Source organism: Methylobacterium sp. (assembly GCF_019750675.1).
GTDB lineage: Bacteria > Pseudomonadota > Alphaproteobacteria > Rhizobiales > Beijerinckiaceae > Methylobacterium.
In genome coordinates, this window is record NZ_JAIEOF010000332.1 from 1 (window position 1) to 24,531 (window position 24,531).

At 69.8% G+C, this 24,531-nt stretch carries 23 protein-coding genes and 1 tRNA gene; 9 read left to right on the top strand and 15 right to left on the bottom strand.

Annotated features, from left to right (window positions below; genetic code table 11):
• From K2X24_RS16820 to K2X24_RS16835, 4 genes are all read right to left on the bottom strand, one after another.
• Positions 1 to 265, bottom strand: a 265-nt coding sequence (locus K2X24_RS16820; protein WP_292499487.1) for a response regulator, incomplete at its 3' end; no start/stop codon positions are given.
• A gap of 1 nt (position 266) precedes the next feature.
• The gene (locus K2X24_RS16825; RefSeq protein WP_292499488.1) at positions 267 to 2,519 is read right to left on the bottom strand and encodes an ATP-binding protein; all 2,253 of its coding nucleotides are present in this window, start codon (positions 2,517 to 2,519) and stop codon (positions 267 to 269) included.
• Between the two features lie 369 nt (positions 2,520 to 2,888).
• Positions 2,889 to 3,263 (bottom strand): response regulator, encoded by a 375-nt coding sequence (locus K2X24_RS16830; RefSeq protein ID WP_292499489.1) that lies wholly within the window; start codon positions 3,261 to 3,263, stop codon positions 2,889 to 2,891.
• A 203-nt stretch (positions 3,264 to 3,466) separates the two neighbouring features.
• Positions 3,467 to 5,254: an ATP-binding protein gene (locus tag K2X24_RS16835; protein WP_292499490.1), complete on the bottom strand. Its 1,788-nt coding sequence runs from the start codon at positions 5,252 to 5,254 to the stop codon at positions 3,467 to 3,469.
• Positions 5,255 to 5,898: 644 nt separating this feature from the next.
• Between K2X24_RS16835 and K2X24_RS16840 the strand changes: the two genes are divergently transcribed.
• The gene (locus K2X24_RS16840; protein ID WP_292499507.1) at positions 5,899 to 7,851 is read left to right on the top strand and encodes an autotransporter assembly complex family protein; all 1,953 of its coding nucleotides are present in this window, start codon (positions 5,899 to 5,901) and stop codon (positions 7,849 to 7,851) included.
• 86 nt (positions 7,852 to 7,937) lie between these two features.
• Positions 7,938 to 12,221 carry a translocation/assembly module TamB domain-containing protein gene (locus K2X24_RS16845; protein WP_292499491.1) on the top strand — a complete coding sequence of 1,428 codons (4,284 nt, stop codon included), beginning with the start codon at positions 7,938 to 7,940 and terminating at the stop codon, positions 12,219 to 12,221.
• Positions 12,222 to 12,269: 48 nt separating this feature from the next.
• Here the strand turns inward: K2X24_RS16845 and K2X24_RS16850 are convergent, their stop codons facing one another.
• Entirely contained in the window at positions 12,270 to 12,470 is a 201-nt protein-coding gene (locus tag K2X24_RS16850) for a hypothetical protein (RefSeq protein WP_292499492.1), read from the bottom strand.
• Positions 12,471 to 12,596: 126 nt separating this feature from the next.
• Here K2X24_RS16850 and K2X24_RS16855 point away from each other — a divergent pair, with 126 nt between their 5' ends.
• Positions 12,597 to 13,100: a peptide deformylase gene (locus tag K2X24_RS16855; protein WP_292499493.1), complete on the top strand. Its 504-nt coding sequence runs from the start codon at positions 12,597 to 12,599 to the stop codon at positions 13,098 to 13,100.
• Between the two features lie 86 nt (positions 13,101 to 13,186).
• Positions 13,187 to 13,612, top strand: coding sequence for a hypothetical protein (locus K2X24_RS16860; protein WP_292499494.1), 426 nt, complete (start codon positions 13,187 to 13,189; stop codon positions 13,610 to 13,612).
• Positions 13,613 to 13,931: 319 nt separating this feature from the next.
• Here K2X24_RS16860 and K2X24_RS16865 read toward each other — a convergent pair whose 3' ends face one another.
• The 6 genes from K2X24_RS16865 to K2X24_RS16890 all read right to left on the bottom strand — a co-directional run bounded on the left by K2X24_RS16865 (position 13,932) and on the right by K2X24_RS16890 (position 16,866).
• Positions 13,932 to 14,141, bottom strand: coding sequence for a hypothetical protein (locus tag K2X24_RS16865; RefSeq protein ID WP_243914451.1), 210 nt, complete (start codon positions 14,139 to 14,141; stop codon positions 13,932 to 13,934).
• A 160-nt stretch (positions 14,142 to 14,301) separates the two neighbouring features.
• Positions 14,302 to 14,976: an HAD family hydrolase gene (locus K2X24_RS16870; RefSeq protein WP_292499495.1), complete on the bottom strand. Its 675-nt coding sequence runs from the start codon at positions 14,974 to 14,976 to the stop codon at positions 14,302 to 14,304.
• A gap of 74 nt (positions 14,977 to 15,050) precedes the next feature.
• A complete protein-coding gene (locus K2X24_RS16875) occupies positions 15,051 to 15,335 on the bottom strand; it encodes a hypothetical protein (RefSeq protein ID WP_243914447.1) in 285 nt (94 codons plus the stop codon).
• 236 nt (positions 15,336 to 15,571) lie between these two features.
• Complete coding sequence (locus K2X24_RS16880; protein WP_292499496.1) at positions 15,572 to 16,015, bottom strand: DUF2934 domain-containing protein; 444 nt, start codon at positions 16,013 to 16,015, stop codon at positions 15,572 to 15,574.
• 83 nt (positions 16,016 to 16,098) lie between these two features.
• Positions 16,099 to 16,359: a hypothetical protein gene (locus tag K2X24_RS16885; RefSeq protein ID WP_292499497.1), complete on the bottom strand. Its 261-nt coding sequence runs from the start codon at positions 16,357 to 16,359 to the stop codon at positions 16,099 to 16,101.
• A gap of 105 nt (positions 16,360 to 16,464) precedes the next feature.
• A complete protein-coding gene (locus K2X24_RS16890) occupies positions 16,465 to 16,866 on the bottom strand; it encodes a hypothetical protein (protein WP_292499498.1) in 402 nt (133 codons plus the stop codon).
• Positions 16,867 to 17,157: 291 nt separating this feature from the next.
• On the opposite strand from K2X24_RS16890, the gene K2X24_RS16895 reads away from it, so the two are divergent.
• Positions 17,158 to 17,322: a hypothetical protein gene (locus K2X24_RS16895; protein WP_292499499.1), complete on the top strand. Its 165-nt coding sequence runs from the start codon at positions 17,158 to 17,160 to the stop codon at positions 17,320 to 17,322.
• A 188-nt stretch (positions 17,323 to 17,510) separates the two neighbouring features.
• On the opposite strand, the gene K2X24_RS16900 is transcribed toward K2X24_RS16895, so the two are convergent.
• Genes K2X24_RS16900 through K2X24_RS16910 form a run of 3 tightly spaced genes read right to left on the bottom strand, consistent with a single transcriptional unit; the run spans position 17,511 to position 20,028 of the window.
• Positions 17,511 to 17,966, bottom strand: coding sequence for a hypothetical protein (locus tag K2X24_RS16900; protein WP_292499500.1), 456 nt, complete (start codon positions 17,964 to 17,966; stop codon positions 17,511 to 17,513).
• A gap of 47 nt (positions 17,967 to 18,013) precedes the next feature.
• Positions 18,014 to 19,285: an RNA methyltransferase gene (locus K2X24_RS16905; protein ID WP_292499501.1), complete on the bottom strand. Its 1,272-nt coding sequence runs from the start codon at positions 19,283 to 19,285 to the stop codon at positions 18,014 to 18,016.
• Positions 19,282 to 20,028: a TlyA family RNA methyltransferase gene (locus K2X24_RS16910; protein ID WP_292499502.1), complete on the bottom strand. Its 747-nt coding sequence runs from the start codon at positions 20,026 to 20,028 to the stop codon at positions 19,282 to 19,284. Before K2X24_RS16910 ends, K2X24_RS16905 begins: the two co-directional genes overlap by 4 nt.
• A 242-nt stretch (positions 20,029 to 20,270) precedes the next feature.
• On the opposite strand from K2X24_RS16910, the gene K2X24_RS16915 reads away from it, so the two are divergent.
• Positions 20,271 to 21,818, top strand: coding sequence for a CHAD domain-containing protein (locus K2X24_RS16915; protein WP_292499503.1), 1,548 nt, complete (start codon positions 20,271 to 20,273; stop codon positions 21,816 to 21,818).
• A 21-nt stretch (positions 21,819 to 21,839) separates the two neighbouring features.
• On the opposite strand, the gene rlmB is transcribed toward K2X24_RS16915, so the two are convergent.
• Positions 21,840 to 22,667 carry a 23S rRNA (guanosine(2251)-2'-O)-methyltransferase RlmB gene (gene rlmB / locus K2X24_RS16920; protein WP_292499504.1) on the bottom strand — a complete coding sequence of 276 codons (828 nt, stop codon included), beginning with the start codon at positions 22,665 to 22,667 and terminating at the stop codon, positions 21,840 to 21,842.
• Positions 22,668 to 22,827: 160 nt separating this feature from the next.
• On the opposite strand from rlmB, the gene K2X24_RS16925 reads away from it, so the two are divergent.
• The 3 genes from K2X24_RS16925 to K2X24_RS16935 form a co-directional block, all read left to right on the top strand.
• Positions 22,828 to 22,903, top strand: a tRNA-Glu gene (locus K2X24_RS16925).
• 102 nt (positions 22,904 to 23,005) lie between these two features.
• On the top strand, positions 23,006 to 23,542 hold the full coding sequence (locus K2X24_RS16930; RefSeq protein WP_292499505.1) for a hypothetical protein: 537 nt from the start codon (positions 23,006 to 23,008) through the stop codon (positions 23,540 to 23,542).
• A gap of 368 nt (positions 23,543 to 23,910) precedes the next feature.
• A partial coding sequence (locus K2X24_RS16935) for a right-handed parallel beta-helix repeat-containing protein (RefSeq protein WP_292499506.1) occupies positions 23,911 to 24,531 on the top strand: 621 nt, incomplete at its 3' end.

Sequence of the window (24,531 nt, forward strand, 5' to 3'; positions counted from 1 at the left end):
CCCGGGACGCCGGGTCGCCCTTCACCTTGGCCAGGACCTCGAGGCCGTCCACCTTCGGCAACTTCAGGTCCAGGAGGATCACGGCCGGGTCCAGCGCTGGCCGACGCTCGTGGGGGCCGCGCCGATAGATCCAGTCCAGGGCTTCCGCGCCGTCGCGGCAGATGACGATCTCGTTGGCCAGCTGGCTCGATTCGAGGGCGGCCAGCGTCAGCTCGATGTCGTTCGGGTTGTCCTCGACGAGGAGGATCGGCTTCAGCCCGGCCATCTCAGTATTCCTCGCCCCGGATGGGCAGCGTGAAGGTGAAAGTCGCACCCTGTCCGAGCTCGCCCTCGGCCCAGGTCCGTCCGCCGTGGCGCTCGACGATGCGCCGGACATTGGCGAGGCCGATGCCGGTCCCCTCGAACTCCTCCACCCGGTGAAGGCGCTGGAACACGCCGAACAACTTGTCGACGTAGGCCATATCGAACCCGGCGCCGTTGTCACGGACGAAGAAGACGGCTTCGCCGTCCTTCGGTGCCCCGCGGCCGACCTCGATGACGGCCTCCGGACGGTCGCGCGTGTACTTCACGGCGTTCGACAGGAGGTTCTCGATGACCAGCCGCAGCATGAACGGGTCGGCGTAGGCCCGCCCGAGGGGGCCGATCTCCCAACGGACCGTCCGTTCCGGCGGCACGTCGCGAAGGACTTTCCGGCGTACCTCTTCGACGAGGGGATTCATTTCCCCCGACACCTTGTTCAGGGCATGACGGCCCATCTGCGAGAAGGTCAGCAGGTTGTCCACGAGGGTGCCGGCCGAGAAGGCCGCCTCGATGATCGTGTCGACGTAGTGCCGGCCCTTCTCCGAGAGGTTCGAGGCCTCGCGCGTCTTGAGCAGGTTCGAGTAGCCGACGATGTGCCGGAACGGCGCGCGCAGGTCGTGACTGACCGAGTACGAGAACGCCTCCAGCTCCTTGTTGGAGCGCTGGAGCTCCTCGCTCATGGCCGCGAGCTCCTCGGCGCGGCGCAGCACGATCCCGAGCACGGAGGAACGCAGGTCCTTGGCGGCCTCGACCTCGGGCAGGGACCACGGCAGCGAGCGCCCCTTCACGGTCTCCTTCCAGATCTCGAAGCTCTTTCGCGGGTGCAGGCGGTCCGGGCCACCCTCCGGGTCCTGGGTCGCGGGCTTGGCCGGGTTGCCGCCCCACTTGACGGTGCGCACCACCTCGGGCCGGAACCAGAGGATGTAGCTCGCATACCGCTTCGAGACCGAGATCGCGAGAAGTCCGCTGGCCTGCGCGGCGAAGGCCTCCGCCTTGGGCAAAAGGTCGGACAACGCATCGGTGCTGAAGACCTCGTCCGCGTCCTCGCGGGCGGAGAGCCAGTCGTAGAGGCCCCGTACCTCCGTCTCGCCCGGGGTGGCGCCGATCAGGCGGCAGCGGTCACCCGTGACGATGGCGGCGCCGGCGGCGTTCACCAGCGCCATGACGTCGTCGGGGTGCTTCAGGAGGCCGTCGACGAAGCTGTCCTCCTCAGCCATGAAGCCGAGGAGGCGTGCCTGGATCGCGCCCAGGGCGAGACGTTGCTCGGCCTGGGCGCCGCGCTCGCGTGCCGAGAGTTGCAGGGCGAAGATCTGGGTGAGGAAGTCGCAGGCGTTGCGGGCCTGGAGCGGCACGCGCTTCGGCTCGGCGTTGTGGCAGGAGATCAGGCCCCAGAGCCGGTCGTCGATCAGGATCGAGACCGACATCGACGCCATCGTGCCCATGTTGCGCATGTACTCGACGTGGACCGGCGACACGGAGCGCAGCACGGATTGGCTGAGGTCCAGCGGGGGCCCCGCGGGCGTCAGGGTCGGTCGGATGGGTACCGGAGCGTACCCGGCGTCGGGGATGATGCGCAGGCGATTGCGCCGGTAGAGTTCGCGCGCCTGGACGGGAATGTCGGAGGCCGGGAAGCGCAAGTCGAGGTAGGACGGGAGGTTGCCGTTGCCGGCTTCCGCCAGCACCGTGCCGTGCCAGTCCCGGTCGAACCGGTAGATCAGGGCCCGGTCGAAGCCGGTGACGTGCCGGACGTCTTCCGCGACGATGGCGCAGAGATCCTCGACGGTGCGTGCCACGCGAAGGCGCTGGACGAAGGCGCGCAAGCGAAGGCTGAGCGCATCGAGCCCGGCCTCGACCGATGGGTCGGCGAACTCTTCCAGTTCCACCACGACGAGGTCGCCGACGCGGTGGGCCGCGACCTCGTAGGCCTGGGACGCGGCGGCGGCGAGGGTGACGGTCCGCAGGTAGTGGGCCCCATCCTCGGTCGGCTGATCGTCGAGATAGCGCCGCACGATGGGGACAAGTTCGGGAAGCGCGGTTTCCAGGGCGGCGCCGACCTCCGTCCCAGCCGGCGCGTTCGCGCTCGCCTGCACGATGGCGAGGCTGGCCGCATCGAGGGTCAGCAGGAAGCCGTGCGGTTGAATGCTGCCGACGATGTGGATCGGTTCGCGGTCGCAGGCCGTCAGATCGACCGCAAAGGTTTCAGCGCTCCGTACGTTCAAGCCAGGTTGTCCCCCAGGTAGCGAATGAGACCGGATCGCGTCTTGTCAAAGCCCTAACATCCGGATTGGCACATGCCTACGACGCGGACATTAACCGGCGAAAACGTGACCTGGGCTATACGGTCACAGTGCGGGTATACCAACAGGATCATGCACCAGGTCGGAGCCGGTGTCATGGACCGGCCCCCGTCGCGGTCGCATCCGCCGATCTGCACTAGGACGATCTGCGCAAGCCTTGCTTGCAGGCGGAGCCAGGCTGCTCCTACCCCTGGAGACCGTCTGGTCCTCGCTGCGAGAGCATGCCGTCCGAAGGTATTGGCAGAAACCGCGTCGCGTGAGCGTGTCGCTGGTGCTCTCGGCAACCCGGCGTCAATCCGCGTGGTGGATGGCTTCGACGACCTGCGAGGCGCTGTAGGGCTTCGCGACGAAGAGGCCGTGGTCGGGCACATCCCTGTCCGCGAAGCGGTTGCGCCCCGAGGTCAGGACCAGTCGGATGTCGGGCCAAGCTTCATGGACGCGCTCGGCCAGCGCCACTCCACACATCGATCCGGGCATGTCGACGTCCGTGAAGAGCACACCGATGTCCGAGCGCTCGTGCAGCACGAACCAGGCCTCGTCGGCTTGGCGTGCCTCGACGACCGCGAAGCCGGCATCCTCGAGCATCTCGACGGCCATCATCCGAACGAGGTCGTCGTCCTCGACCACGAGGACCAGCGACGTTTCAGGGTTTCGCTTCCTCGGCATCACCGTCCAACGGACAGGCTTCGGAACGGTTGCCTCCGCGGCCATCGAGAACCAGCGCTGTCGTCGAGGATCGGCCGTCGCGGGTCTCCGCGTTTCAAGGGCCATCCGGTTCGGCGTGCGCCACGCCTCGACCGCGCGGGCCCATCCGCCCCCCACGTTTCAGGGGCGTGGGACCTCGCGTAAGGTTTCCCGATGCCTCGCTGTCAGGCCGGCATCGCCCATCCCGCGCGGGGCTCGGCTTTCGCGGCGGCAGCCGGGAAAGTCCCGTGCTCGCAAGCGCGCTGAGCCCGAAGCCCGGATGGCGGAAGGCCGGCCGGGCCTGGTTCGATCACGGCCGCCGATTGGCTGCCGCTCGAACGACGCGGCCGGCGCAGCACCCTCGACAACTGCTCGGCGGAATAAGGCTTGTTCAGCAGTTCGAAACCCTGGGCCCCGCCCTGCGCGAGTGCGTGGCTGTAACCGGAGGCGAGCACCACGGGCAGGGTCGGCAGCCGACGCCGAAGCTCCTGTGCCAGGGCGATGCCACCCATCCCCGGCATCAGGACGTCGGAAAACACCACCTCGAACCCGTTTCCGTCGCTGCCGAGCCGCTCCAGCGCGTCCTCGGCGTTCACGGCCCATTCGGTCCGGTAGCCGAGATCCTCCAGGATCTGGGTGCAGAACCGGCCGACCTCGACGTTGTCCTCCACCACCAGCACGCGCTCGCCCGTCCCGACCGGTACCGGACCATCGTCATGGTCGACCGGGCGTTCGGGCTGAATTTCCGCAGCGACCTGGGGCAGGTAGAGCGTGAACGTGGCGCCGCGACCTACCTCGCTGACGACAGCCACGTCGCCGCCGGACTGCTGGGCGAAGCCGAACACCTGTGACAGGCCGAGGCCGGTGCCCTTGCCGAATTCCTTCGTGGTGAAGAAGGGCTCGAAGATGCGGCCGATCTGGTCGGCAACGATGCCGGTCCCGGTATCGGTCAGCGACACCGTCGCGAACATGCCCGCCGCGCCCGTCTGTCCGCGGATCCTCGAAATGGCGTCGCTCACGGACACCCGCAGCGTCAGCGTACCCTCGCCGTTCATGGCGTCACGGGCGTTGACCGCCATGTTGACGAGGGCCGCCTCGAATTGGTTCAGGTCCGCCCGGACGCAACAGGGCGCATCGGGGAGTTCGACGGCCAGACGGATGCGGGCGCCGACGAGGGTGTCGAGCATCTCCGCCGTGTCCCGCACGCTCGCCCTGATATCGAAGACCTCGGGCTTCAGGGTCTGGCGCCGTGCGAAGGCGAGGAGCTGGCTCGTCAGCTTGGCGGCACGGTCGACCGTATCGGACACGGCATCGAGGTAGCGGCCCTTGCGCGCCTCGGGCAGATCCGGGCGCCGCAGGAAGTCGACCGACGACCGTATGATGGTCAGCAGGTTGTTGAAGTCATGCGCGATCCCACCGGTGAGCTGCCCGATGGCTTCGAGCTTCTGCGACTGGCGCAGCGCCTCGTGCGCCTGCTCCAGTTCACGCGTCCGCTCCGCGACCCGCTGCTCCAGGGTGGCGTTGAGCTGCGCATGCTCAATGGCCAGGGCGGCCGAACGCGCCAGGGATTCCAGCAACATGATTGTGAAGGGATCGTGCTCGCGCACCTCGGCCCAATATGCTCCCAGCGCCGCCACCGGCTCGGCCGTACCGATCGGAGCCATGATCAGGCTGCGCACGAACGTGCGCCGGTACGCCTCTTGGGGGACCCGGGGGTCGGAGGCGATGTCGGAAATCGTCACGGTCTGCCGATGGAGCATCGACCAACCGGACAGGCAGTCCCCGATCGGATATCTGGCGCCTTGCCAGAGCGGCTCCACGGCATCTTCGGCGACGTAGTGGCAGAGTTCACCTTGGCGCAGCACGACGGCGATGCCGTCCGCGCCGAGGACCTCGCGCGCGGTATCGCGAAGGATCGCCGCGATGGCATCCAGAGTCCGGGCGCAGCCTAGGCGTTCGCTCGCGGCGATCAACCTCAGCAGGGCGGGTTCGGAGCGTTGCGATTGCTCGATGACCCAGAGCCTCCACGACGGCGAGACGCGTTGCCGACGCTCCACCTGTATCAGGCTTGTGGCGCGACGGCGATAGGGCCGTGGTCAGCCCGGATGTCTCATATCATCCGCACGGCCTGCGGGCGGACCTCGGGCGAGCAACGTGTTGTTGGCCTCCGCATGGCTCCATTCCCTCGCGGGTTGAAGCGTCCGAAAATCTTGAGTCGATTCACCCGCGACGGCATCGTTGCGCCTGTGGCGCTCGCCGACCGGCCTCGCGGTGCCGTGCCGTCTCGCCGCGAAGACGGCAGGGACGGCTCGGTGGGAGCGACCCGCACCGTGGATCGCAACCCGATACGGTGCACACCCGAACCCGAGAGCTGACGCGGTTGCCCGGGGCGCGATGCCCGCCAAGGTTGCGGTGCGGGAGCCCGACCGGTAGTCTGAAAGCCGACACATTTGCGCACGACTGAACTTAACGGCTTGGACACGGCCCGGCGGGATCATGCGCGCCGGGATCAGGACAGGGATCGCATGACCGAGATTGCGGCGCGGCCGGCTTCAGACCGGATCGCCCATTCGTGAGGCGGATTCGGGGGCGGGTCCACAACACGTCGATCCTGCGGCTGGCGCGTGCCGCGTGGCCGGTCGCTGCCGGTCTCGCCGGCGGCGCGGTTCCGGTCGCGCCAGCGCTGGCTTTCGACCTCTTCGGGCTGTTCGCCTCCGAGGAGGAGCCGCCGGCGCCGAGCGCCGGTGCGCTGCCCTACACGGTGAAGTTCCAGGGCGTCGACGACGAGGACGTCCTGCGCGCGCTCCAGGACACCTCGACCCTCCATCGGCTTCGGCAGGAGGCCCCGCCGGACGGTGAGGGCCTGGTGCGCCGCGCCGAGGCCGATCTGCGCCGTCTGGCCGACGTGCTCTCCGGATACGGCTACTACCAGGGCCGCGTCGCGATCCGGATCGACGGCGTCGCGCTGGCCGGGGAGCCCAGCGTCATCGTGGCGGCCCGCGCGGCGGAGGCGTCGCGCGGGCGTGTCCTCGTGCCGGTGAAGGTGGTGGTCGAGCCCGGTCCCCTCTACACCCTGCGCTCCGTCGCGGTGTGCGATCCGCGGGGAACCCCTTTTTCCGAGGAGATCCTGCCGGAGCGCTTCACCCGCGTGGGCGAGGACGTGCCGGCCCGCTCGGCCACCGTACTGGCCCGCGAGGCTCGGATCGTCGACCGCTTCCGGTCCCTCGGACATCCCTTCGCCAAGGCCGTCGCGCGCGACCCCGTCGTGGACGACGCGGCCCACGTCATGGACGTGACCTACTCGGTCGATCCGGGACCGATCGCGGGCCTCGGCGAGGTCGCGGTGCGCGGCACGAAGGACATCGACCCGGCGGTGGTCCGCTCTTTCATCTACGCGGAACCGGGCGACCCCTACACGCCCAAGGCCGTCTCGGACATCCGCCGCTCCGTAGCCAAGGTCGAAGGCCTCGGCTCCATCCGCGTGCGCGAGGGCGAGACCCTGGACGGCGCGGGCAATCTGCCGATCTTCGTGGACGTCACCGAGCGCGAGAAGAACCTGATCGGCGTCTCGGCCCGCTTCTCCACGGTGGATGGTCCGGGAATCCGGGCCTACTACGCCAACCGCAACCTGTTCGGGGGCGGCGAGACCCTGCGGGTCGACGCGGACATCTACTACCTCGGCAACGACCTCTACGCGAAGCAGCGCAAGGCCGCCGGCATCGATTCGAACGGGCTCGGCGGCCGGCTCTCCGCCACCTTCGTCAAGCCGGCCCTGTGGGGCACCCGCAACGACTTCATCGCCAACGTCTTCGCGGGCCGCGAGGCGCAGCAATCCTATGTCAGCGACGCGGCCGGCGGCACGGTGGCCCTACGCCACCGCTTCTCGGACACGTTCTTCGCGCAGGTCGGCGTGGACGGACAGGCCGGGCGCTCCCAGGATGCGCTGGGCAAGGTCGATTACCGTCTGATCGGCGTGCCGGTCTCGGTCGGCTACGATTCCACCGACAACCTGCTCGACCCCACCGAGGGCGTGCGGCTGACCGCTTCGGCGACACCCTATGCGGGCTTCCTCGGCTCCGACCCGTCGATCTTCGTCGCCAAGGCGCAGGGCTCGACCTACTACGCCTTCGACGACGAGGGTCGCTACATCCTGGCCGGTCGCCTCGGCTTCGGCTCGATCTCGGGGGCGAACCTCGAGGATATCCCGGCCAACATCCGGTTCTTCGCCGGCGGAGGTGGCTCGGTGCGCGGCTTCCCCTACCGGACGCTCGGGCCGCGCGGACCGTTCAACCTGCCCATCGGCGGGCGCAGCCTGCTCGAAGCGTCGGTGGAGGCGCGCATCAAGGTCACCGACACGATCGGCGTGGTGCCGTTCATCGACGCCGGCACGGCCTTCGCCGGCAGCCTGCCCGATTTCGACGAGCGCATCCGCTACGCGGTCGGCCTGGGTCTCCGCTACTACACCGGCATCGGCCCGATCCGCGTCGACGTCGCCTTCCCGATGGACCGCATCAAGGGCAATCACGAGCGCCCCGTGGCCCTGTACATCAGCTTGGGACAATCCTTCTGATGGGACTTCGGACCGCACTGAGCCCCTGGATCGCGACCCTCCCTCGTCTGCGGGGGAAAGTCCGTTTCGCCGCCGCCGTCCTGTGCGTGTCCGTCTTGGCGACCGGCCCGGCCACCCGCACCCGTGCCGACGACGGCGAGAAGACGGTGCTCGGCGGCCTGCTCTCGAAGGCGCTGTCCACGCCGGGCTCCCGCGTCGCCATCGGGGCCGTCGACGGCGCCCTCTCCTCGGACGCCACGATCCGCGACGTGGCCATCAGCGACGCCAACGGCGTTTGGCTGAAGCTCGACCGGGCGCGCCTCGTCTGGCGCCGCCTCGCCCTGCTCTCGGGCCGGCTCGAGGTGGAGACCCTGGAGGTCGGCCGCCTCGAAGTCATCCGGCGGCCCCTCCCCGCCCCGGTCTCGGCCACTCAGGAGCCAGACGGGTCCCTGCTGCCCGACTTGCCGGTCAAGGTCGAGGTCAAGGCGTTCAAGCTCGCCGAACTCGTGCTTGGCGAGGCCCTGGCCGGGCAGCCGGCGCGCCTGTCCGCCACCGGTCGCGCCCGCCTCGGCGCGCCGGCCGAGGGGCTCGACCTCGACCTCAGCGTGCAGCGCCTCGACGCGCAGGGCCGGTTCGGCGCCCGCCTGCTGTTCGTGCCGAAGGGCGAGACCCTCGAACTCAAGGCTACCCTGGTCGAGCCAGCCGGCGGCCTGCTCTCGAAGGCGGCGAACCTCCCCGGCACGCCCCCGATCAACCTCGATCTCGACGGGCGCGGCACCCTGGACGCCTGGAATGCCCGCCTCGATTTCGATGCCGGGCCGGAACTCGGCGCCAAGGGCTCGGCCCGAATCTCGCGCATCGGCAGCGAGCGGCGCCTCGCCCTCGATCTCGCCTCGCGCATCGAGGCGCTGCTGCCGGGGCCGGCGGCGGCGATCTTCTCCGGCACCACCAAGCTCGATGCCGGCCTGCGCTTTGCCGACAGCGGCGCCTTCGGCATCGATCGTCTCGAACTCGCCTCCCGCACCGCGCGCCTCGATGCGCGCGGAACCCTGAGCGCCGACCGCATCGCCGACTTCCTGGTCTCCGCCCGGGCCGTGCCCACCGAAGGCGGGGTGACGCGAGCGGCCGATACGGAACTCGACAGCCTCGTCTTCGACGGCACCCTCAAGGGGGCGATCGCCCGCCCCACCGTGAACGGAACCCTGAAGGCCGCCGGCCTGCGGGCCGACGGCAGTGCCCTGGAGCGGATCGAGGCCGACATCGCGATGCTGCCGGCCGGGCCGGAGCCGAGTGCTGCCCGCTTCGCCCTCTCGGCCAACGCGAAGGTGGACGGCCTGCGTCTCGCCGACCCGGCCCTGCGTCGGGCGATCGGGACGCGGGCGGCCCTGACCTTCCGGGGAACGCTCCAGCCCGACGGCGTCGTCGAGGTGGCCAAGCTCGACCTCGACGGACCGACCGCGCGGGCCTCCTACGCGGGCAAAATCGGACAGAACACGCTCGCCGGCGTCCTCGACGCCGCGCTTCCGGACCTGACGGCCTTCTCCGAGTTCGCCGGCCGGCCGCTGGCCGGGGCCCTGACGGCGCGCGCCGGCTTGAGTGGCGACCCGGCCCGCAAGGCGGTGACCGCCGATGTCGATTTGCGCACGAGCGGCCTCGCGCTCTCCGTGGCCGCCCTGGATCGCACCCTGGGGAACGCCCCACGCTTCAGCGGCCGTCTCTCGCAGATCTACGACGGCTACGCCTTCGAGGGCGCCCGCCTCGAGGGGGCCGAGATCGTCGCGCGCCTCGAAGGCCGCGCCACCGCCCGCCTCGCAGACGCCAAGCTCGTCGTGGACCTGAAGGACCTCGCGACTTTCGATCCGAAGCTCGCCGGTCGAGCCCTCCTCGACGGTCGCCTCACCGGCACCCTGGAGAAGCCGGACCTCAACGCGACGCTCACCGCCTCCGAGGCGCGTGCCCTGGGGCGCCCCGTGCGCGACCTGCGGATCGAGACCGTCGTGAAGGACTTCACGGGCGCCCTCGACGGAACCCTGCGCCTGTCCGGCGATGTCGCCGGCAAGCCCCTGCGTGGCGACGCGCACCTCGCCAGGCCTGCCCTGGACGCATGGCGTCTCGACCGCCTCGCGTTCCAACTCGGATCGGTCGCCCTCGACGGCGATGTGGCCCTGGATGCCCGGACCCTCCTGACGCAAGGGGCCTTGACCCTGTCGGCGGGCAACCTCGACGATCTCTCGCCCCTCGCACTGACGCCGTTGGCCGGCGCTCTCGATGCCACCGTGACCTTGTCCCGCGACGGCGGTCGCCAGGATGCGGCAATCCGCGCGAAGGGCGGATCGCTGCGCGTCGGCGAAATCGGCCTGTCGCGCCTCGATGCGGACCTGACGGGGCGCGACCTGACCGGGCGGCCCGTCATCGACGGCCGTGTGAACGCCGACCGGCTCGTGGCCGCCGGCCAGAGCCTGGACACCATCCGCCTCGCCGCCACCGGCGGGCCGAACGCCAGCGACATCACGCTCTCGGCCAAGGCGCGCGGGTTCGACCTCGACGGGTCCGCGCGCCTCGTGCCCGGCGAGCGGACCCGCATCGAACTCGCCCGGTTCTCCGCCGCACGCGGCGGCGACCGGCTGGCACTGGCGGGACCCGCCAGCGTCACCCTGGATGCCGGAACCGCGCTGATCGAGAACCTCGTGGTGGCCGCCGGCAGCGGGCGTGTCAGCCTCTCGGGACGGGCCGGCCGCGACCTCGATCTCAAGCTCGGCATCCGCAGCTTGCCCCTGGCGCTCGCCCGGATCGCCTCTCCCAGTCTGGCGCTCACCGGCACCCTCGACGGCGAGGCCGACCTGCGCGGTTCCGCGAGCCGGCCGGAGGGCCGCTACGCCTTCACGGTGGCGCGGCTCGTCACGCCCGAGACCCGCAAGGCCGGGCTGCCGCCGATCGAGGCGCGTGCCAGCGGCACCGTCAGCGAGGGCCGCGCCGGGATCGACGGGCGCGTCTCGGCCGGGCGCGGCGCGGAGATGACCGTCTCCGGTTCGCTCCCCGTCGCGGCGGGCGGCGCCCTCGCGGTGAAGCTGCGCGGCACCCTCGACGCCGCCTTGGCCAACAGCGTCCTCAGCGTCGGCGGCCAGCGCGTTGCCGGGCGGATCGCCCTCGATGCCGGCGTGACGGGAAACCTTGCCGCGCCGCGGGCCGAGGGTGTCGCCACCCTCACCGCCGGGTCCTTCACCGACCCGCTCCAGGGCATTCGCCTCACCAACATCGAGGGCCGCGTCACCGGGCGCGGCGACACCCTGGTGGTGGAGCGCCTGACGGCGCAGACCCGCAACGGCGGCGCCCTGCGCGGCGACGGCCGCGTGGCCCTGGAGCCCGCCGCCGGCTTCCCCGGGACCATCCGGCTCACGGCCGAGCGGGCCGAACTCGTCTCCAGCCCGCTGATGACGGCCGTCGCCAGCCTGAACCTCGCCTTGACCGGGCCGCTCGCCCGCACGCCGAAGGTTGCGGGACGAATCGATCTCGTCTCCGTCGACGTGTCGGTGCCCGACCGGCTGCCCGCCACCGTACAGCCCCTGCCCGAGATCCGCCGGGTCAACACCCCGCCCGACATCCGCGCCCGCCTCGACGCGCGGTCGGATCGCCGCGCTAAAATCGCGGCCCTCGGGCGCAAGGGCCGGAAGGCGGCACCGCCCTTCGATGCGACGCTGGACGTCGCCGTGAACGCGCCGAACCGGATCTTCGTGCGCGGGCGCGGGATCGATGCGGAACTCGGCGGATCGCTGCGCCTCACCGGCTCGTCGCGCGATCCCGTGGCCACGGGTGATTTCGAGATGCGGCGCGGCCGGCTCAGCGTGGTCGGCCAGCGGCTCGACTTCACCCGGGGGCGCCTGACCTTCGGCGGCGAGATCGCCACGCCCGAACTCGACTTCATCGCCGAGACCAAGGCCGCGGAGGTCACCGCCCGCATCGCGGTCGCCGGACCAGCCAACCAGCCGAGCTTCCTCCTCACCTCGGACCCCAGCCTGCCGCAGGACGAGGTGCTGTCGCGCCTGCTGTTCAAGAAGGCGTCCGGCGGCCTTTCGCCGTTCCAGGCGCTACAACTCGCGCAAGCCGTGGCCCAGTTCTCGGGCGGGGCCGGCGGGGTCGACGTGTTCGAGCAAGCGCGCAAGGGGCTCGGCCTCGACAGCCTCGACGTCTCCACCGGCGCCAGCGGCGGACCGGCGCTCGGGGCCTCGCGCTATCTCAGCGACCGGCTCAGCGTCGGCGTGAAAGCCGGCGCCAAGCCCGCCGATACGGCCGCGACGGTGGATTACGACGTCACGCGGCGGATCAAGATCCAGGGCGAGGCCGGCAGCGACGGCCGCACAGCGGTCGGTGTCGGCGCCGAGTGGGAGTATTGATCAAGAGCGTCCGCCTGCCGGCGCGAGCCGGGCGGGCGGTTCGCGTCGTCACCGCATCAGCCAGAGGGATTGGCCGAAGCTGCTCAAGGGGGCGTGGAAATGGGTGACCAGAACGATCGCCCAGAGCGTACCCAGTACGGTGGCGAGGCTGAGGACGATGACCTCGCCGGATTCACGCCCGGATTCGAGAAAGTGCCGGCTCGGGCTGGCCGTGGCCTTGAGGTTGCGCTTGGAATGACGATCCGTCATTGCGTCACCTGATAGGGTTGGCTTCATTCGAGGCGCCGCAAGGCCCGGGCCAAGCCGGCCCCCGGCCCATCTCGCCAACCCGGTCCTCGCGGGTCCGTGACCGCTCGAACTCTCGGAACGTCGCCGGTGTCCGCCCCAACCCTGCTCCTCTATCCCGACCCGCGCCTGCGTCTAGTCGCGCCGCCCGTCGAGCACTTCGACGACGAACTCGCGGGGTCCGTGCGCGATCTCGAGGCCGTGATGCGGGCCGTCTCGGCCCTCGGCCTGACGCTTCCTCATATCGGCCGCCTCCAGCGCGTGGTGATCCTTCGCATGGAGCCGGGCGATCCGATCACCGCCTACGTGAACCCTGAGATCGTCTGGGCGTCACCCGAAATCGGACCCCAGACCGAGGGCAGCGTCTCGATGCCGGGCATCATGGAGGTGGTCGAGCGCGCCGTCGAAGTCCGGGTGCGATACCGCGACCTGTCCGGCGCCGTGCACGAGGAGGCTGCGGAGGGATTCCGCGCCGCCTGCCTCCAGCACGAGATCGATCAGCTTGACGGGATCTTCTGGATCGATCGCCTCTCGCGCCTGCGCCGCGACCGGGCGATCAAGCGCTTCACCAAGCTGCGGCGCGCCGGGGGCTGAGCACCATTCCCCTTCCCCCGGTGGTGCCCTAGAATCCGCAGGGTTCGTCGCGTCCGACCGAAACGGCATCGCGACAGGGATGCCAGATGTCTCCGCTTCGTCTCCTCGGGCTCGTCCCGTTCCTCACGGCCTGCCTGCCGGCCATGGTATCCGCCGCGCCGGCCCCGAACCCGATCATCGGGTGTCCCTCTCTGGCCAACCTGCGCATGCTTCTGCGGCAGACCAAGTCGGACATGCCCGCCGCGGCGGCGCTGCTGGGCAGTAGCGGGACGGACCACCTGGGCTGCACGGTGCTGGCGCGTGAAGCGGTGACGGCCCTTCAGGAACACCTGACCCTGAACGGCAACGCCTATGACTGCCTGACCCTGCGCAGCACCAGCGTCTGCCACTGGGTCGTGGCCGGGGCGGTCAATCTCAGCGAAGCTCCGCCGAAGGCAGGCGGCGACAAGAGCCGGCCCACCGAGAAAGCAGCCCCCGAGAAGGTGCCTGCGCAGGAGAAGGCACGTCGATGAGAACGAGAATCCCGCTGATCCTGAGCGTGCTTCTGGCGGTGACGTCCGCTCGCGCAGAGGCACCCACGGTCATCGCTTGTGACACGCTGGTGTCGCTGCGCGTGCTCATGGCAGCCGGAGGGCATGATGCCATGGAGGGCGCCCTCCCCCAGCATCCGGGCTGCCGGACAATTTCCAGGGATCGCATCGGAGCGCCCGAACACCGGGCGATGGTCGGCGGGGCACCCTTCGAGTGCCTCGCGGTGGTCGGCGAAAAGGCCTGCGCCTGGGTCGTCCCTTGAGCCGCCCGGGGCCTTGGTCGACCCCGTATTGAAGCGGATCAGACGCTCAAGGGGGCGCCGATGCGGGCGCGCAGCACGTGCCGGAGGTTCTCGTTGGCGGAGGCGTCCGCGTCGAGGGCCGCCATCAGGCGCAGCAGCCGGCTGATCGGCGTCGTGCGGTCCTGGACCGCCGACTGGATCTGCACCTGGAGCGGCGGCTGCTCGCCGATGCACTCCGACTTTAGGTTCGTTTGGGCCGGCTGGGGCATGGTCCGCGGATCCGAGACGTGATCATGCGCGATCACGGGCGGCTCGCTACGCCATCGAATGCGCCCACGCCAGAGTTTTTTGCCATCTATCCATAGCCGGCACGCAATCCTGCCCTGCGGGCGGGATGAAACGCCGAATCCTGGGGACGATCCGCGCGGCTTAACGGGCCAGGGGCGAATCGCCGAACCTGGCGTGGAGATCCTGAGGATCCTGATAGATCGCGACGCAGCCCGCACGCTCCAGGTCCGCTTCAGGGAAACCGCCGCACCGGACGCCGATGGTCCGCAGCCCGGCCCCCGTAGCCGCCTCGGCGTCGTAGGGCGTATCGCCGATCACCAGGACGGCATCCGGGGTGATCGGCGCGAGCTTCTCGAGCGCCGCCTCGAAGATGTCCGGAAACGGCTTCGAGCGCTCGACGTCGTCGGAGCTCACGACGACATCCACGAGTCCCTGAATACCCAGCAGCTCCTGGTAGTGCTCGACCTCCTCGGCCTTTCCGGAGGAGCCGAGGGCCACGGTGAGACCCTGCGCGCGTAGGTGCCGGAACAGCTCGGGGACGCCGGGGAAGGGCTTCACCCGGGACAGGTAATCGCGCTTGAACAGGTCGGAGCGGTAGGCCTCGATCTGTTTGCCCTCCCGCTCCACACGATCCGCGTCGAGGAAGACAGGCAGCAGTTGTTCGCCGCCCTTGCCGATCTGGCTGCGCGCATCGGCGTGGGACACCGCGACGCCGAAATGCGCGAACGCGTCGACCCAGGCCTGGGCATGCAGGTCAACGCTATCGAGCAGCGTCCCGTCGATGTCGAAGATCACCGCCTGGACGGTCTTAGCCATGGTTCGATCCCGAGCCCTGTACGGTGCTGCCCGGGCAAACGGCCGGTGCGTCCGGCTGTTCCGATGTCAGCCGATCAGCGCGGGAAGATGTGGAGTCCGTCGTCGGGCAGGAGATTGCGGGCGGGGCCGCCCGTCTGCTGGCCGCGTCCCTGCTGGTAATAGGGCAGTTCGGGGCGGCGATCGTTGTCGCTGCCGGAATCGTATTCCCAGTTGCGGCTCCAGGGTGCGCGGCCGCCGACGCCACCGGTGGCATCCACATCGAGGACCAGGGGCGCGCCGCGATACGCGGGGCCCGCCACCGCACCGATGGGCAATCCGGCCAGGCTGACAGCCAGAAGGGTGGAGATCGTGGTCCTCATGGGAGCCTCTCACGGAACGGACAGGTGCGCCGCCAGCAAGGGTGGCCGCGCGGAATCACTCTGCGCCGACAACGGCCAAGGTCCTGCTTCGTTCCGGGACGGGACAAGCCGCCGGTGCCAACGGAAAAGCCCGCGCCTCGGGTCGCGAGGCAGCGGGCTTTGCAGGTTCGATTCGAGGTGATCGGCAAAGGCCGACGCGCGTCCGCGCGCCGAGGGCTTCGCCAGACGGGTTAAGCCTAGTGGACGCTGGCGACGGCCTCGGCGCGCGGACGCGCGGCGGCCTTCGGTGCCCGGGTCTTGGCGGCCGGCTCGGCCTTGACCGACGCGGTCTTGCCGGCGGCGGGCTTGGCCGCGACCGACTTCGCGGACTTGGCCGGCTTCGACGCGACGTCGGCCGAGGCCTTGGCGGCGGCGGTCTTCACCTTGGTCTCGACCGTCGTGGTCAGGCTACGGGTCCGGCTCGGCTTCGCCTTAAGCGACTCACCGAGGACCTGAGCGGGACTCGGCGCGAGCGTGATGTCCGGCGCGGCGGTCTGGACATGCAGGGGCGCCGGGGTCAGGCACGCCTGCAACTCCGTCTCGGCCTGAAGCCAGTGAGCCTCGGCCCGGCCGAAGATGCGGCCCTCGCCCTCCCAGATGAAATAGGCGCGTTCCCGCACCTCATGCTCCCGATGGCTCATCACACGCTCCTTGTCCTTGCGGTCCGATCGTTCGGCCAAAGGATGAAAGCTCGTGGTTAAGAGGTGGTTAAGGACCTCCGGCGCTATCGCTTCGACAGGCGGCGCACATTCGCCCTGACCTTGCGCCGGTAACCGGCCACGACGCGGGACGTGGAGCCGCCCGTGGCGATGAGCAGGGCGGCTTCGTTGGCTGCCATGATCTTCTCGGTGATCATCCGCTGTGCCTCGGCCTGCGCGGCGCTGCCGCCGAGCGAGAACATCGCCAGCCGCATCCCGATCACCTGCTGCGATTCCATGGCGAGCAGCGTCGCGTCCATGCTGAGCTTCAACCACGAACCGAACATGCAGGGGATCTCCGAGGGGGCATAGCGGGAGGGCGAGGCCGGGCCGCGCGTGTTCGTTGCGACGCGGCCGGCCTCGCCGCGAGACATCGACCGAACAGGCGATTCTCAGTCGAACAGGCGGTTTTTGGCGCCGGATCCGCCGAGGCTGATCTTCTTCGCGCCCGAGCCGCCGAGGCTGATCTTTTTCGGCGGCGCGACGGCCGGGCTCGGCGTCGCGGGGCGGGCGGGTTTCAGGCGGGACTGGCCGTAGACGACCGAGCCGATCTCGTCGGCGACCCGCACAAGGTCCTCGCGCTCGCATTCCCGCGCCACGCGCAGGCCGAGCTGGTGCATGTGGCTCTTGCCGTAGAGGTAGACGGCGAGGCGCGCCCGCGTGGTCGTCGACATCGCCGCCAGGATCTCCGGCAGGTCGTCGGCGTCGGCCCGGTAGACCTGGCCCAGAAGATCGAGGGAGACCGGGCAGTCCGGATCGGGAACGGCGCCGCTGGTCGGATGAGACTGGGTCATGGAGCGTCTGCCTGTGCGAGGGGCTGGATCGGCGCGGCCGGGGGACCGGCCGCGAGGGTGGCGGCGCCGTCCGCGTGCGGAGCGGACGGGCTCGGCGGGGGTTGCGCCGGGATGGGCTCGGCTGGCCGCGGCGTGGGGATGCAACCCGTACAGACCGACGCGATGGCGATTCGCGACCGCGCCTCGGCCCGCTGCCACACCGCTTCGCTGCGCGCCCGGGCGGCCCGGATGATCTCCTCGTCCGGAGAGCCCCCGCTGCCGAGACCGGCGGGCGTATCTCCCGCCGGGCGAATGCGCAAGAACAACGGCTCCCGCGCGGACGGCTCCTGCGCAAACGCACCGTCGACGCTCGGCATGATGACCAGCACGAACCCGGCGATCGCCGGAACGAAGCGGATGGAACGCGGCATCGGCTCCTCGGCGGTGGGGCGCCCCGGAGAGCGCGCGGAGAGGTGAAGCTTTCCCGGAACAGGGTTAACACGACCTGAAGCGAACGCGATGCCGCAGCGGCACGGCGTCGGATCGACGGCGTGTTGCGCTGCACCTAGACGACGGCGCCATGGAACCGAACGTCTATCTCCTCATGGCGGCCGCCCTCGCCTATTCCGGCTACATGCTGATCGCGATGCGATCCTGAACCGGCGTCAGCGGGCATCGTCCTTGTCGATCACCGCGCAGGCGGTGACGGGGCTCCCGCTGGAATTCGACAGGGAGCAGGTGACGAGGGCATTGCCCGCGTCGACGTTGCTGTGCCGCGTCGTCACGGCGGCCTCGCGGGCCTTCTGCCCGGCCGCAGCGATCACGTCGGCCGCGATCCCCGTGGTGGCATGGCCGGCGCGGCCGAACAGTGGGAAGTAGGCCTCCGGCAGGGTCGTGCCGCGGAACTGCACGCCCACGGCCGAGAGCTGCCCGCACGCCAGCGTCATCCCGATGCCGTCGCTCGCCTTGAGTTCGGCGAAATCCGCCGTCCGTTTCACGAGGGTCGCCTGCGTTCCGGCGATCACCCGGTCGATGAGATCGCCGCAGGCATCCGCCTTGGCGGGGCCGGAGAGGGTGAAGAACCCGGCGACGAGGCCGGAGGCGAGGATGAGCGCGCGCATAAGACACCACCTAAGGGCCGTGCGCGCTTTGTCGAGCTTGGGGCCGCTCAGAGCCGCTTGCGCGGCGGGCGCGGACGTCGGAACACGCCCACCACCTCGACATGCCCCGAATAGGCGAACTGATCGATCGGCGTGACCGTCTCCAGGGTGTACCCGCCGGCGATCAGCGTGGCGGCATCGCGGGCGAACGTACCGACGTCGCAGGCGACCCCGATGACGAGGGGCACCTTCGATTCGGCGATCCGCGTCGCCTGGGCGCCCGCCCCCGCCCGGGGCGGATCGAACACCACGGCGTCGTAGGTCTCGAGTTCGAGGGGCAGCAGCGGCCGCCGGAACAGGTCGCGCCGCTCGGTGGTGACCTGGCGCAGGCCCGGTACGGCGCGCACCGCCCGGTCGAGGCTCGCGAGCGCGGCGGCCTCCCCCTCCACCGCGTGCACGTCACGGGTGCGTGCCATCGCGAGGGTGAAGGGTCCGCTGCCGGAAAAGAGATCGACCACGCGCTTGGTCTTCTTGTCGAGGGCGGCGACGACCGCCTCGGCCAGCACGGCCTCTCCGGCTGCCGTGGCTTGCAGGAACCCCCCGGCCGGCGGCACCAGCCGCAGGCCCGAGGTCGTGATCGCGGGCGCCCGGCGCTCGACCAGGACCTCGCCGTGAAGGCTGAGCCGGGCGAGGTCGAGGTCGCTCGCCAGCCGCACCAGGGCGGCGCGCACGCCCTCCGCGGCCGGCCCGTGGCCGCGGATGTCCACGTCGAGCCCGGCCTCGGTGGCCGTGAAGCCCACGTCCAGGGGCTTGCGGCCGTGCCCGAGGGGGGCGCTCAGCGCCTCCGCGACGGCGGGCGCCCGGTGCAGGTCCGGCACGGTGATGGGGCATCGGTCGATCGCGACGAGGTCGTGGCTGCGGGCAGCCATCAGCCCGGCCTCGGCCCGGCCGTCCACGGCCCGCACATGCAGCGTGAGGCGCCGCCGGCCCTCCCCGCGCGCGTCGACCATTGGTGCCGGTTCCACGGCGAGGTGCGCCTGGGACAGCGCCTGGACGAGCTGGCCGCGCTTCCAGGCCGCGTAGGGTTTCGGCGCGAGGTGCTGCACGGCGCAGCCGCCACAGGTTCCGAAATACGGGCAGAAGGGGTCGATCCGCTCAGGCGATGCACGCTCGACGGCGACGAGTTGCGCCCGCGCGCCGGCTCGCCGCACCGTGACGCGCTCGCCCGGCAGCGCCAGCGCCACGGCGGTGCCGTCCTCGGCCATGCCGTCGCCCCGCGCCCCGAGGCGGCGGATCTCCAGGGTTTCGGTCGGTAGGGGGTCGTTCGGGGTTTCGGTCATGGTGGGGAATCCAGGCGTGCCCCGATCAGGAACTCGCGGTTGCCGTCGCCGCCGGTGACGGGGGACGGGATCAGGCCGAGGATCGTCATCCCCGAACCTGCGATGAAGGCCGATAGCGCGTCGCAGATCTCGGCGTGGATCTCCGGGTCGCGCACGATCCCGCCCCGGCCGATCCGTTCGCGTCCCGCTTCGAATTGCGGCTTGATCAGCGCCGCGAGGATGGCACCGGGGGCCAGCAGAGGCAGGATCGCCGGCAGGACGAGGCGTAGCGAGATGAAGCTCACGTCGATGGCGCAGAGGGCCGGCGCGATCGGGATCGCATCCCGGTCGAGGCTGCGGGCGTCCCGGCCCTCCAGGGAGGTCACGCGCGGGTCGCCCCGCAGCGTGGCGTGGAATTGCTCGCGCCCGACATCCACGGCGTAGACATGCGCGGCTCCCCGCGTGAGCAGCGCATCGGTGAAGCCGCCGGTGGAGGCCCCGACATCGAGGCAGACCAGGCCGGCCGGATCGATCCCGAACGCATCGAGGGCCGCCACCAGCTTGAGGCCACCGCGCGAAACGAAGGGGTGCGGCGCGCGGGCGCTGATGCGCGCGTCGCGGGCCAGCAGGTCGGAGGAGCGCGTCACCGGACGATCGTCGGCCTGCACGAGGCCTGCCGCGATGGCCGCCTGCGCCCGTGCCCGCGTCTCGAAATGACCCTGCTCGACCAGCAGCCGATCGGCCCTGAGCCGCTCCCGATTCATCGATACGCCCAACGAGACTGCCCGAACCGGCCGCAGCCGGTGCCCTGCGCTACACCACAACGCCCGCGCGGCGAACGAAAATCGTGAAGATTTCGGTCGCCGAAGGCCGGAGCGCTGCTCCATACAGGACGGGAACGCGCCTGACTCCGCGCGGAACGGTTGCGCTTCCACCGGCTTTTCCCGGTTTGCGGGCCGTGCGATCCATCGAGGCCGGCGGATCAGGCCGACGAGCAGGACGAGACATGGACGCGCCACGGGAAATCGAACTGAAACTTCAATGCGAGGGCGCCGACCTCACCGAACTGGCCCGTCATCCCTTCCTGCATTCCGCGGAGCCCGAGCAAGCGGCGTTCCTGACCTCGACCTACTACGATACCGCGGCGGGCGACCTGCGTGCGGCCGGTCTGAGCCTGCGGGTCCGCCGCGAGGGCGAGGCTTATCTTCAGACGGTCAAGGTCGCCTCGGCTGGGGCCGGCCTGTTCGACCGGCCCGAGTGGGAGGGGCCCGTCGCCGATGCGCAGCCCGACCTCGCGCAACTGGCCGACACCCCGGTGCCCGCCCTCCTCGACGCGGCGTCCGACCCGATCCTGGTGCCGCTGTTCACCACACTGGTGGAGCGCCGGAGCCGCGCGATCGCCTACGGTGCCTCGCGTATCGCGGTGGCGTTCGACCAGGGCAGGATCGAGACGCCGAACGGTGACGCCCCCCTGTGGGAGCTGGAGCTCGAACTGGCGGAGGGCCGGGCCGAGGACCTCTTCACCCTTGCGCAGGCCCTGGCCGAGACCGTCCCCTTGCGCCTCGGCGCCCTGAGCAAGAGTGCCCGCGGCTTCGCCCTCGTCGACGGCACGTTCCGGCGCCCGAGCAAGGCTGGCCCCGTGCGGCTCGCACCAAAGGACACGGCGGGCGATGCCTTCCGGGCGATCGCTCAGGCCTGCCTCGCGCAGCTGCGCCGGAACGAGGACGTGTTCCTGCACAACCACGATCCGGAAGCGCTGCACCAGCTGCGCGTCGCCCTGCGTCGTCTGCGTTCGGCCTTCACGCTGTTCAAGCCGGTGCTCGCCCAGGATTCCACGGCCGCGCATCTGCGGGCCGAGATCAAGCGCGTGACCGACCCGTTCGGGCATGCCCGCAACCTCGACGTCTTCCTGGCCGAGACATTGCCGGCGGAAATCGCCAAGCGTCCCGACGAGCCCGGCCTGGAGGACCTGCAGGTCCGCCTCGAGGCCGAGCGGGCCCGTGCCTACGACGCGGTGCTCGCCATCCTCGAATCGCAGGAATGGCGCAGCCTGATCCTCGATCTTGCCGGCTGGCTCGAGAGCGGGGCCTGGCGCACCCTGCCGGACGCGGCCGAGCGCGACAGGCCCGCCGAGGCTTATGCGGCGGACGTGCTGGACCGGGCCCGCAAGCGCATCGCCAAGCGCGGACGCCACCTCGACCGTCTCGATCCGGAGGCGCGCCACCGGGTCCGGATCGAGGCGAAGAAGCTGCGGTACGGCGCCGACTTCTTCGCGAGCCTCTTTGCGGACAAGAAGGCCCGCAAGCGCCACAAGGCCTTCGCGGCGGCCCTCTCGGACCTGCAGGACCATCTCGGCGCCCTCAACGACCAGGCCACCGCCCACACGGTGCTGGCCAGCCTCGTCGTCACGCCGGATCATCCCCCGGTGGCGAGCGAGACGCTGTTCGCGGCCGGTCTGGCGGCCGCCGACAACGAGGCCGATGCGCGCAAGCTCCTCAAGGCCGCCGCCGAGGCCCATGGCGACCTCATGGACGTGAAGCCGTTCTGGCGCTGAGGGCCCGGTGAGGCGGTGCCCTCAGCGCCGGGGGCTGAGGGCATAGAGGGTGATGGCGGCGGCGTTCGAGACGTTGATGCTGCGGATCTCGCCGCTGAACGGGATGCGGGCCAGCACGTCGCAATTGTCGCGCGTGCGCTGGCGCAGGCCCTTGCCCTCGGCGCCCAGCACGATCACCGCCGGCCGCTTCGGGCCGATGCTGTCGAGGGCGGTGTCGGCGTCCGAGTCGAGGCCGATCCGGGTGAAGCCGCGCTTGCCGAGATCCACCAGGGCATCCGACAGGTTGCGCACCACGATCAGGGGTACGTGCTCCAGGCCGCCGGAGGCGGATTTGGCGAGGACGCCGGTGGCATTCGGCGAATGGCGGGCGGTCGTGATGATGCCCGCGACCCCGAATGCCGCGGCCGTGCGCACGATGGCGCCGACATTGTGCGGATCGGTGATCTGGTCGAGGGCCAGAAGCAGAACGTCGTCGCCCAGGTCGTCGAGGTCCGGCCCCGGCAGCGGGTCTGCCTCGAGGTAGAGGCCCTGATGCACCGCGTCCGGCCCGAGCAGGGCGTTGATGGCGCTGGGACGCACCATCTCGGGGTCGATCCTCAGGGTGCCGATCTCCTCGGTAAGCCGCGCCATGGCGTTCTCCGTCGCCAGGAGGCGGTGCAGCTTGCGCCCCTCGTTGGCGAGCGCCTGCGCCACGGGATGCCAGCCGTACAGCACCACGTGGTCGCCGGAGGCGGCCGCCACGCTCGATGCCCCGCGCTGATTCTGCGCCGGTCCGCGCCGGTAGGGCCCGCGCGCGAAGCCGGGCTTGGTCGTCCTCGGGCCCGGCGGGCCGTCGCGTCGCGTCGTCATGGATCACTGGTTCCGCTGTCCGGCCGCCACGAAAACGGTGGGCGCGCCGATGGAGATCCCGACAAACCGGCCGCGGCCGGGTTCGTCAAGCGACAAACGAGTTGCCCGAACCCCGTTGCCCCGGCGAAGGAAGCCGCATATAGAACCCCTCGCCGCAGCAGCGCCCTTCGTCTAGCGGTCCAGGACGTCGCCCTTTCACGGCGAAAACACGGGTTCGATTCCCGTAGGGCGCGCCAGCAACCTTCCCTCATTCCGAAGCTCCGCAACGTCGTGATGGACGCGAAGACGTTCGCGGTTCGATGGGCGCTCGACCGCCTTGGGTTTCGAGGCGGCTCGGATTGTTCGGGCGGAGTCGGGACGAAAACCGAAGCGCGGCACACCTTTTTGAATCGAAGTTCGCGAGCGCGCGGCTGGCGTCGACGGCGACGGCCGGTGTGGCGTGCTCGGCGCAGGCCGAGCGGCGCCGGACACCTGATCTCGGACGCACCCGAAGGCATCAGAACCTCGGGGACCAGGGTGATGGACGCGACGTGGCCGTGGTGCGGTCTGCGCTTCATCGCCTTCTCCTTCCCGCGGACGACGCCGAAACGACCAAGGTGCCGTGGCGCGAGGTCTGCGTTCACCTGAGCCCCGAGATACCCGAGCCGGTCGCGCCGATGGACACGGGCGAGCCGGATCGGCTGGCCCGCACGCGTTTTTTGCCTGCGCAGCGCAGCACGCTTCGCGGCACGAGCCCGCTGAAGCGCCTCGTCGGCGCGACCCTGCCCGAACCGAACGGCGACAGGGACGTCCAGCGGTCCCAAGCGATGATCCTGAACGGCATCGCCCTGAGCGACGGCGATTTCTTGCTCGGCCTGCCCACCCTCGCAGCCTGATCGTCCCGGCCCGGGCCGGTCTTGGTGATGACCCGCCGCGAGCGGCACCGAGCCCCGGGCAGGACCTTGGGCCAGATCACCCGCGTGCAAACGAGGACACATTCTGGCCACATCGCGCCTTATGAACTGTTATTGTCTAGCTATCCAAATACAGAGAGGTAATAAGAATGTAATCATGAGGCTTATACGCCCTTTATAGGACATTATTTCTAGTACTCGTTAAAATCTTGAATATATATTCAGGAAATAAATGGATCGATTACGGCCAGAATTCTGAATATAAGCAAAACATGGGATAATTTGTCGATAACACGAGCGCATGAGTAAGCGCCGCCCTGCAACCAAACTTCGCTCAATGAAAGTTATTGATGGCCAATACATTTTACGTTTCTTCGACCGGCTCGGATTCTCAATCGGGCACGTTGGAAAGTCCTTTCGCCTCACTGCAATATGCTCATGACAGAGCACAGCCCGGTGACACTATTCTTCTCCGCGGCGGCGTCTACACCCCGTCCTCGAGCATCGATCTGACGAAAGACGGTGTCAGCGGTAAGTCGATTACAATCGCGAGCTACCCTGGCGAGCACGCCGTCTTGGACGGCTCCAGTATGCCTGCAGGCGAATACGTCCTGAACATGCAGGACGCGTCTTGGAACCACCTCGTCGGCATCGAGGTCCGCAACGGTCCCGAAGGCGGCTTGATCATGCAGGGGAATTCCCACGACAACATCATCGAGCGGCTCGACGTGCACAACAACGGCACGCTTTCGGAGTGGGACGGCAAGGGCGTCTCGCTCTACGGATCGGGCGGCAATAACCTCCTCCTGAACAACGACTCGCATGACAACCACGACCTGCGCGGTGACAACGCCGACGGGTTCCAGATCAGCAGCACAGGCGAGGGCAACGTACTGAGCGGCAATCGCGCCTGGAGCAACTCGGACGACGGCTTCGACCTGTTCAACATCCAGGACGGTACGCATGCCGGG

What these genes read in the sequence shown, in the direction of transcription:
- K2X24_RS16830 (WP_292499489.1), bottom strand. Translation starts at nt 3,263, where the DNA reads ATGCCGAGGAAGCGAAACCCTGAAACGTCGCTGGTCCTCGTGGTCGAG.
- K2X24_RS16850 (WP_292499492.1), bottom strand. Translation starts at nt 12,470, where the DNA reads ATGACGGATCGTCATTCCAAGCGCAACCTCAAGGCCACGGCCAGCCCG.
- K2X24_RS16860 (WP_292499494.1), top strand. Translation starts at nt 13,187, where the DNA reads ATGTCTCCGCTTCGTCTCCTCGGGCTCGTCCCGTTCCTCACGGCCTGC.
- K2X24_RS16865 (WP_243914451.1), bottom strand. Translation starts at nt 14,141, where the DNA reads ATGCCCCAGCCGGCCCAAACGAACCTAAAGTCGGAGTGCATCGGCGAG.
- K2X24_RS16870 (WP_292499495.1), bottom strand. Translation starts at nt 14,976, where the DNA reads ATGGCTAAGACCGTCCAGGCGGTGATCTTCGACATCGACGGGACGCTG.
- K2X24_RS16875 (WP_243914447.1), bottom strand. Translation starts at nt 15,335, where the DNA reads ATGAGGACCACGATCTCCACCCTTCTGGCTGTCAGCCTGGCCGGATTG.
- K2X24_RS16880 (WP_292499496.1), bottom strand. Translation starts at nt 16,015, where the DNA reads ATGAGCCATCGGGAGCATGAGGTGCGGGAACGCGCCTATTTCATCTGG.
- K2X24_RS16885 (WP_292499497.1), bottom strand. Translation starts at nt 16,359, where the DNA reads ATGTTCGGTTCGTGGTTGAAGCTCAGCATGGACGCGACGCTGCTCGCC.
- K2X24_RS16890 (WP_292499498.1), bottom strand. Translation starts at nt 16,866, where the DNA reads ATGACCCAGTCTCATCCGACCAGCGGCGCCGTTCCCGATCCGGACTGC.
- K2X24_RS16895 (WP_292499499.1), top strand. Translation starts at nt 17,158, where the DNA reads ATGCGCAAGAACAACGGCTCCCGCGCGGACGGCTCCTGCGCAAACGCA.
- K2X24_RS16900 (WP_292499500.1), bottom strand. Translation starts at nt 17,966, where the DNA reads ATGCGCGCGCTCATCCTCGCCTCCGGCCTCGTCGCCGGGTTCTTCACC.
- K2X24_RS16905 (WP_292499501.1), bottom strand. Translation starts at nt 19,285, where the DNA reads ATGACCGAAACCCCGAACGACCCCCTACCGACCGAAACCCTGGAGATC.
- K2X24_RS16910 (WP_292499502.1), bottom strand. Translation starts at nt 20,028, where the DNA reads ATGAATCGGGAGCGGCTCAGGGCCGATCGGCTGCTGGTCGAGCAGGGT.
- K2X24_RS16915 (WP_292499503.1), top strand. Translation starts at nt 20,271, where the DNA reads ATGGACGCGCCACGGGAAATCGAACTGAAACTTCAATGCGAGGGCGCC.
- rlmB (WP_292499504.1), bottom strand. Translation starts at nt 22,667, where the DNA reads ATGACGACGCGACGCGACGGCCCGCCGGGCCCGAGGACGACCAAGCCC.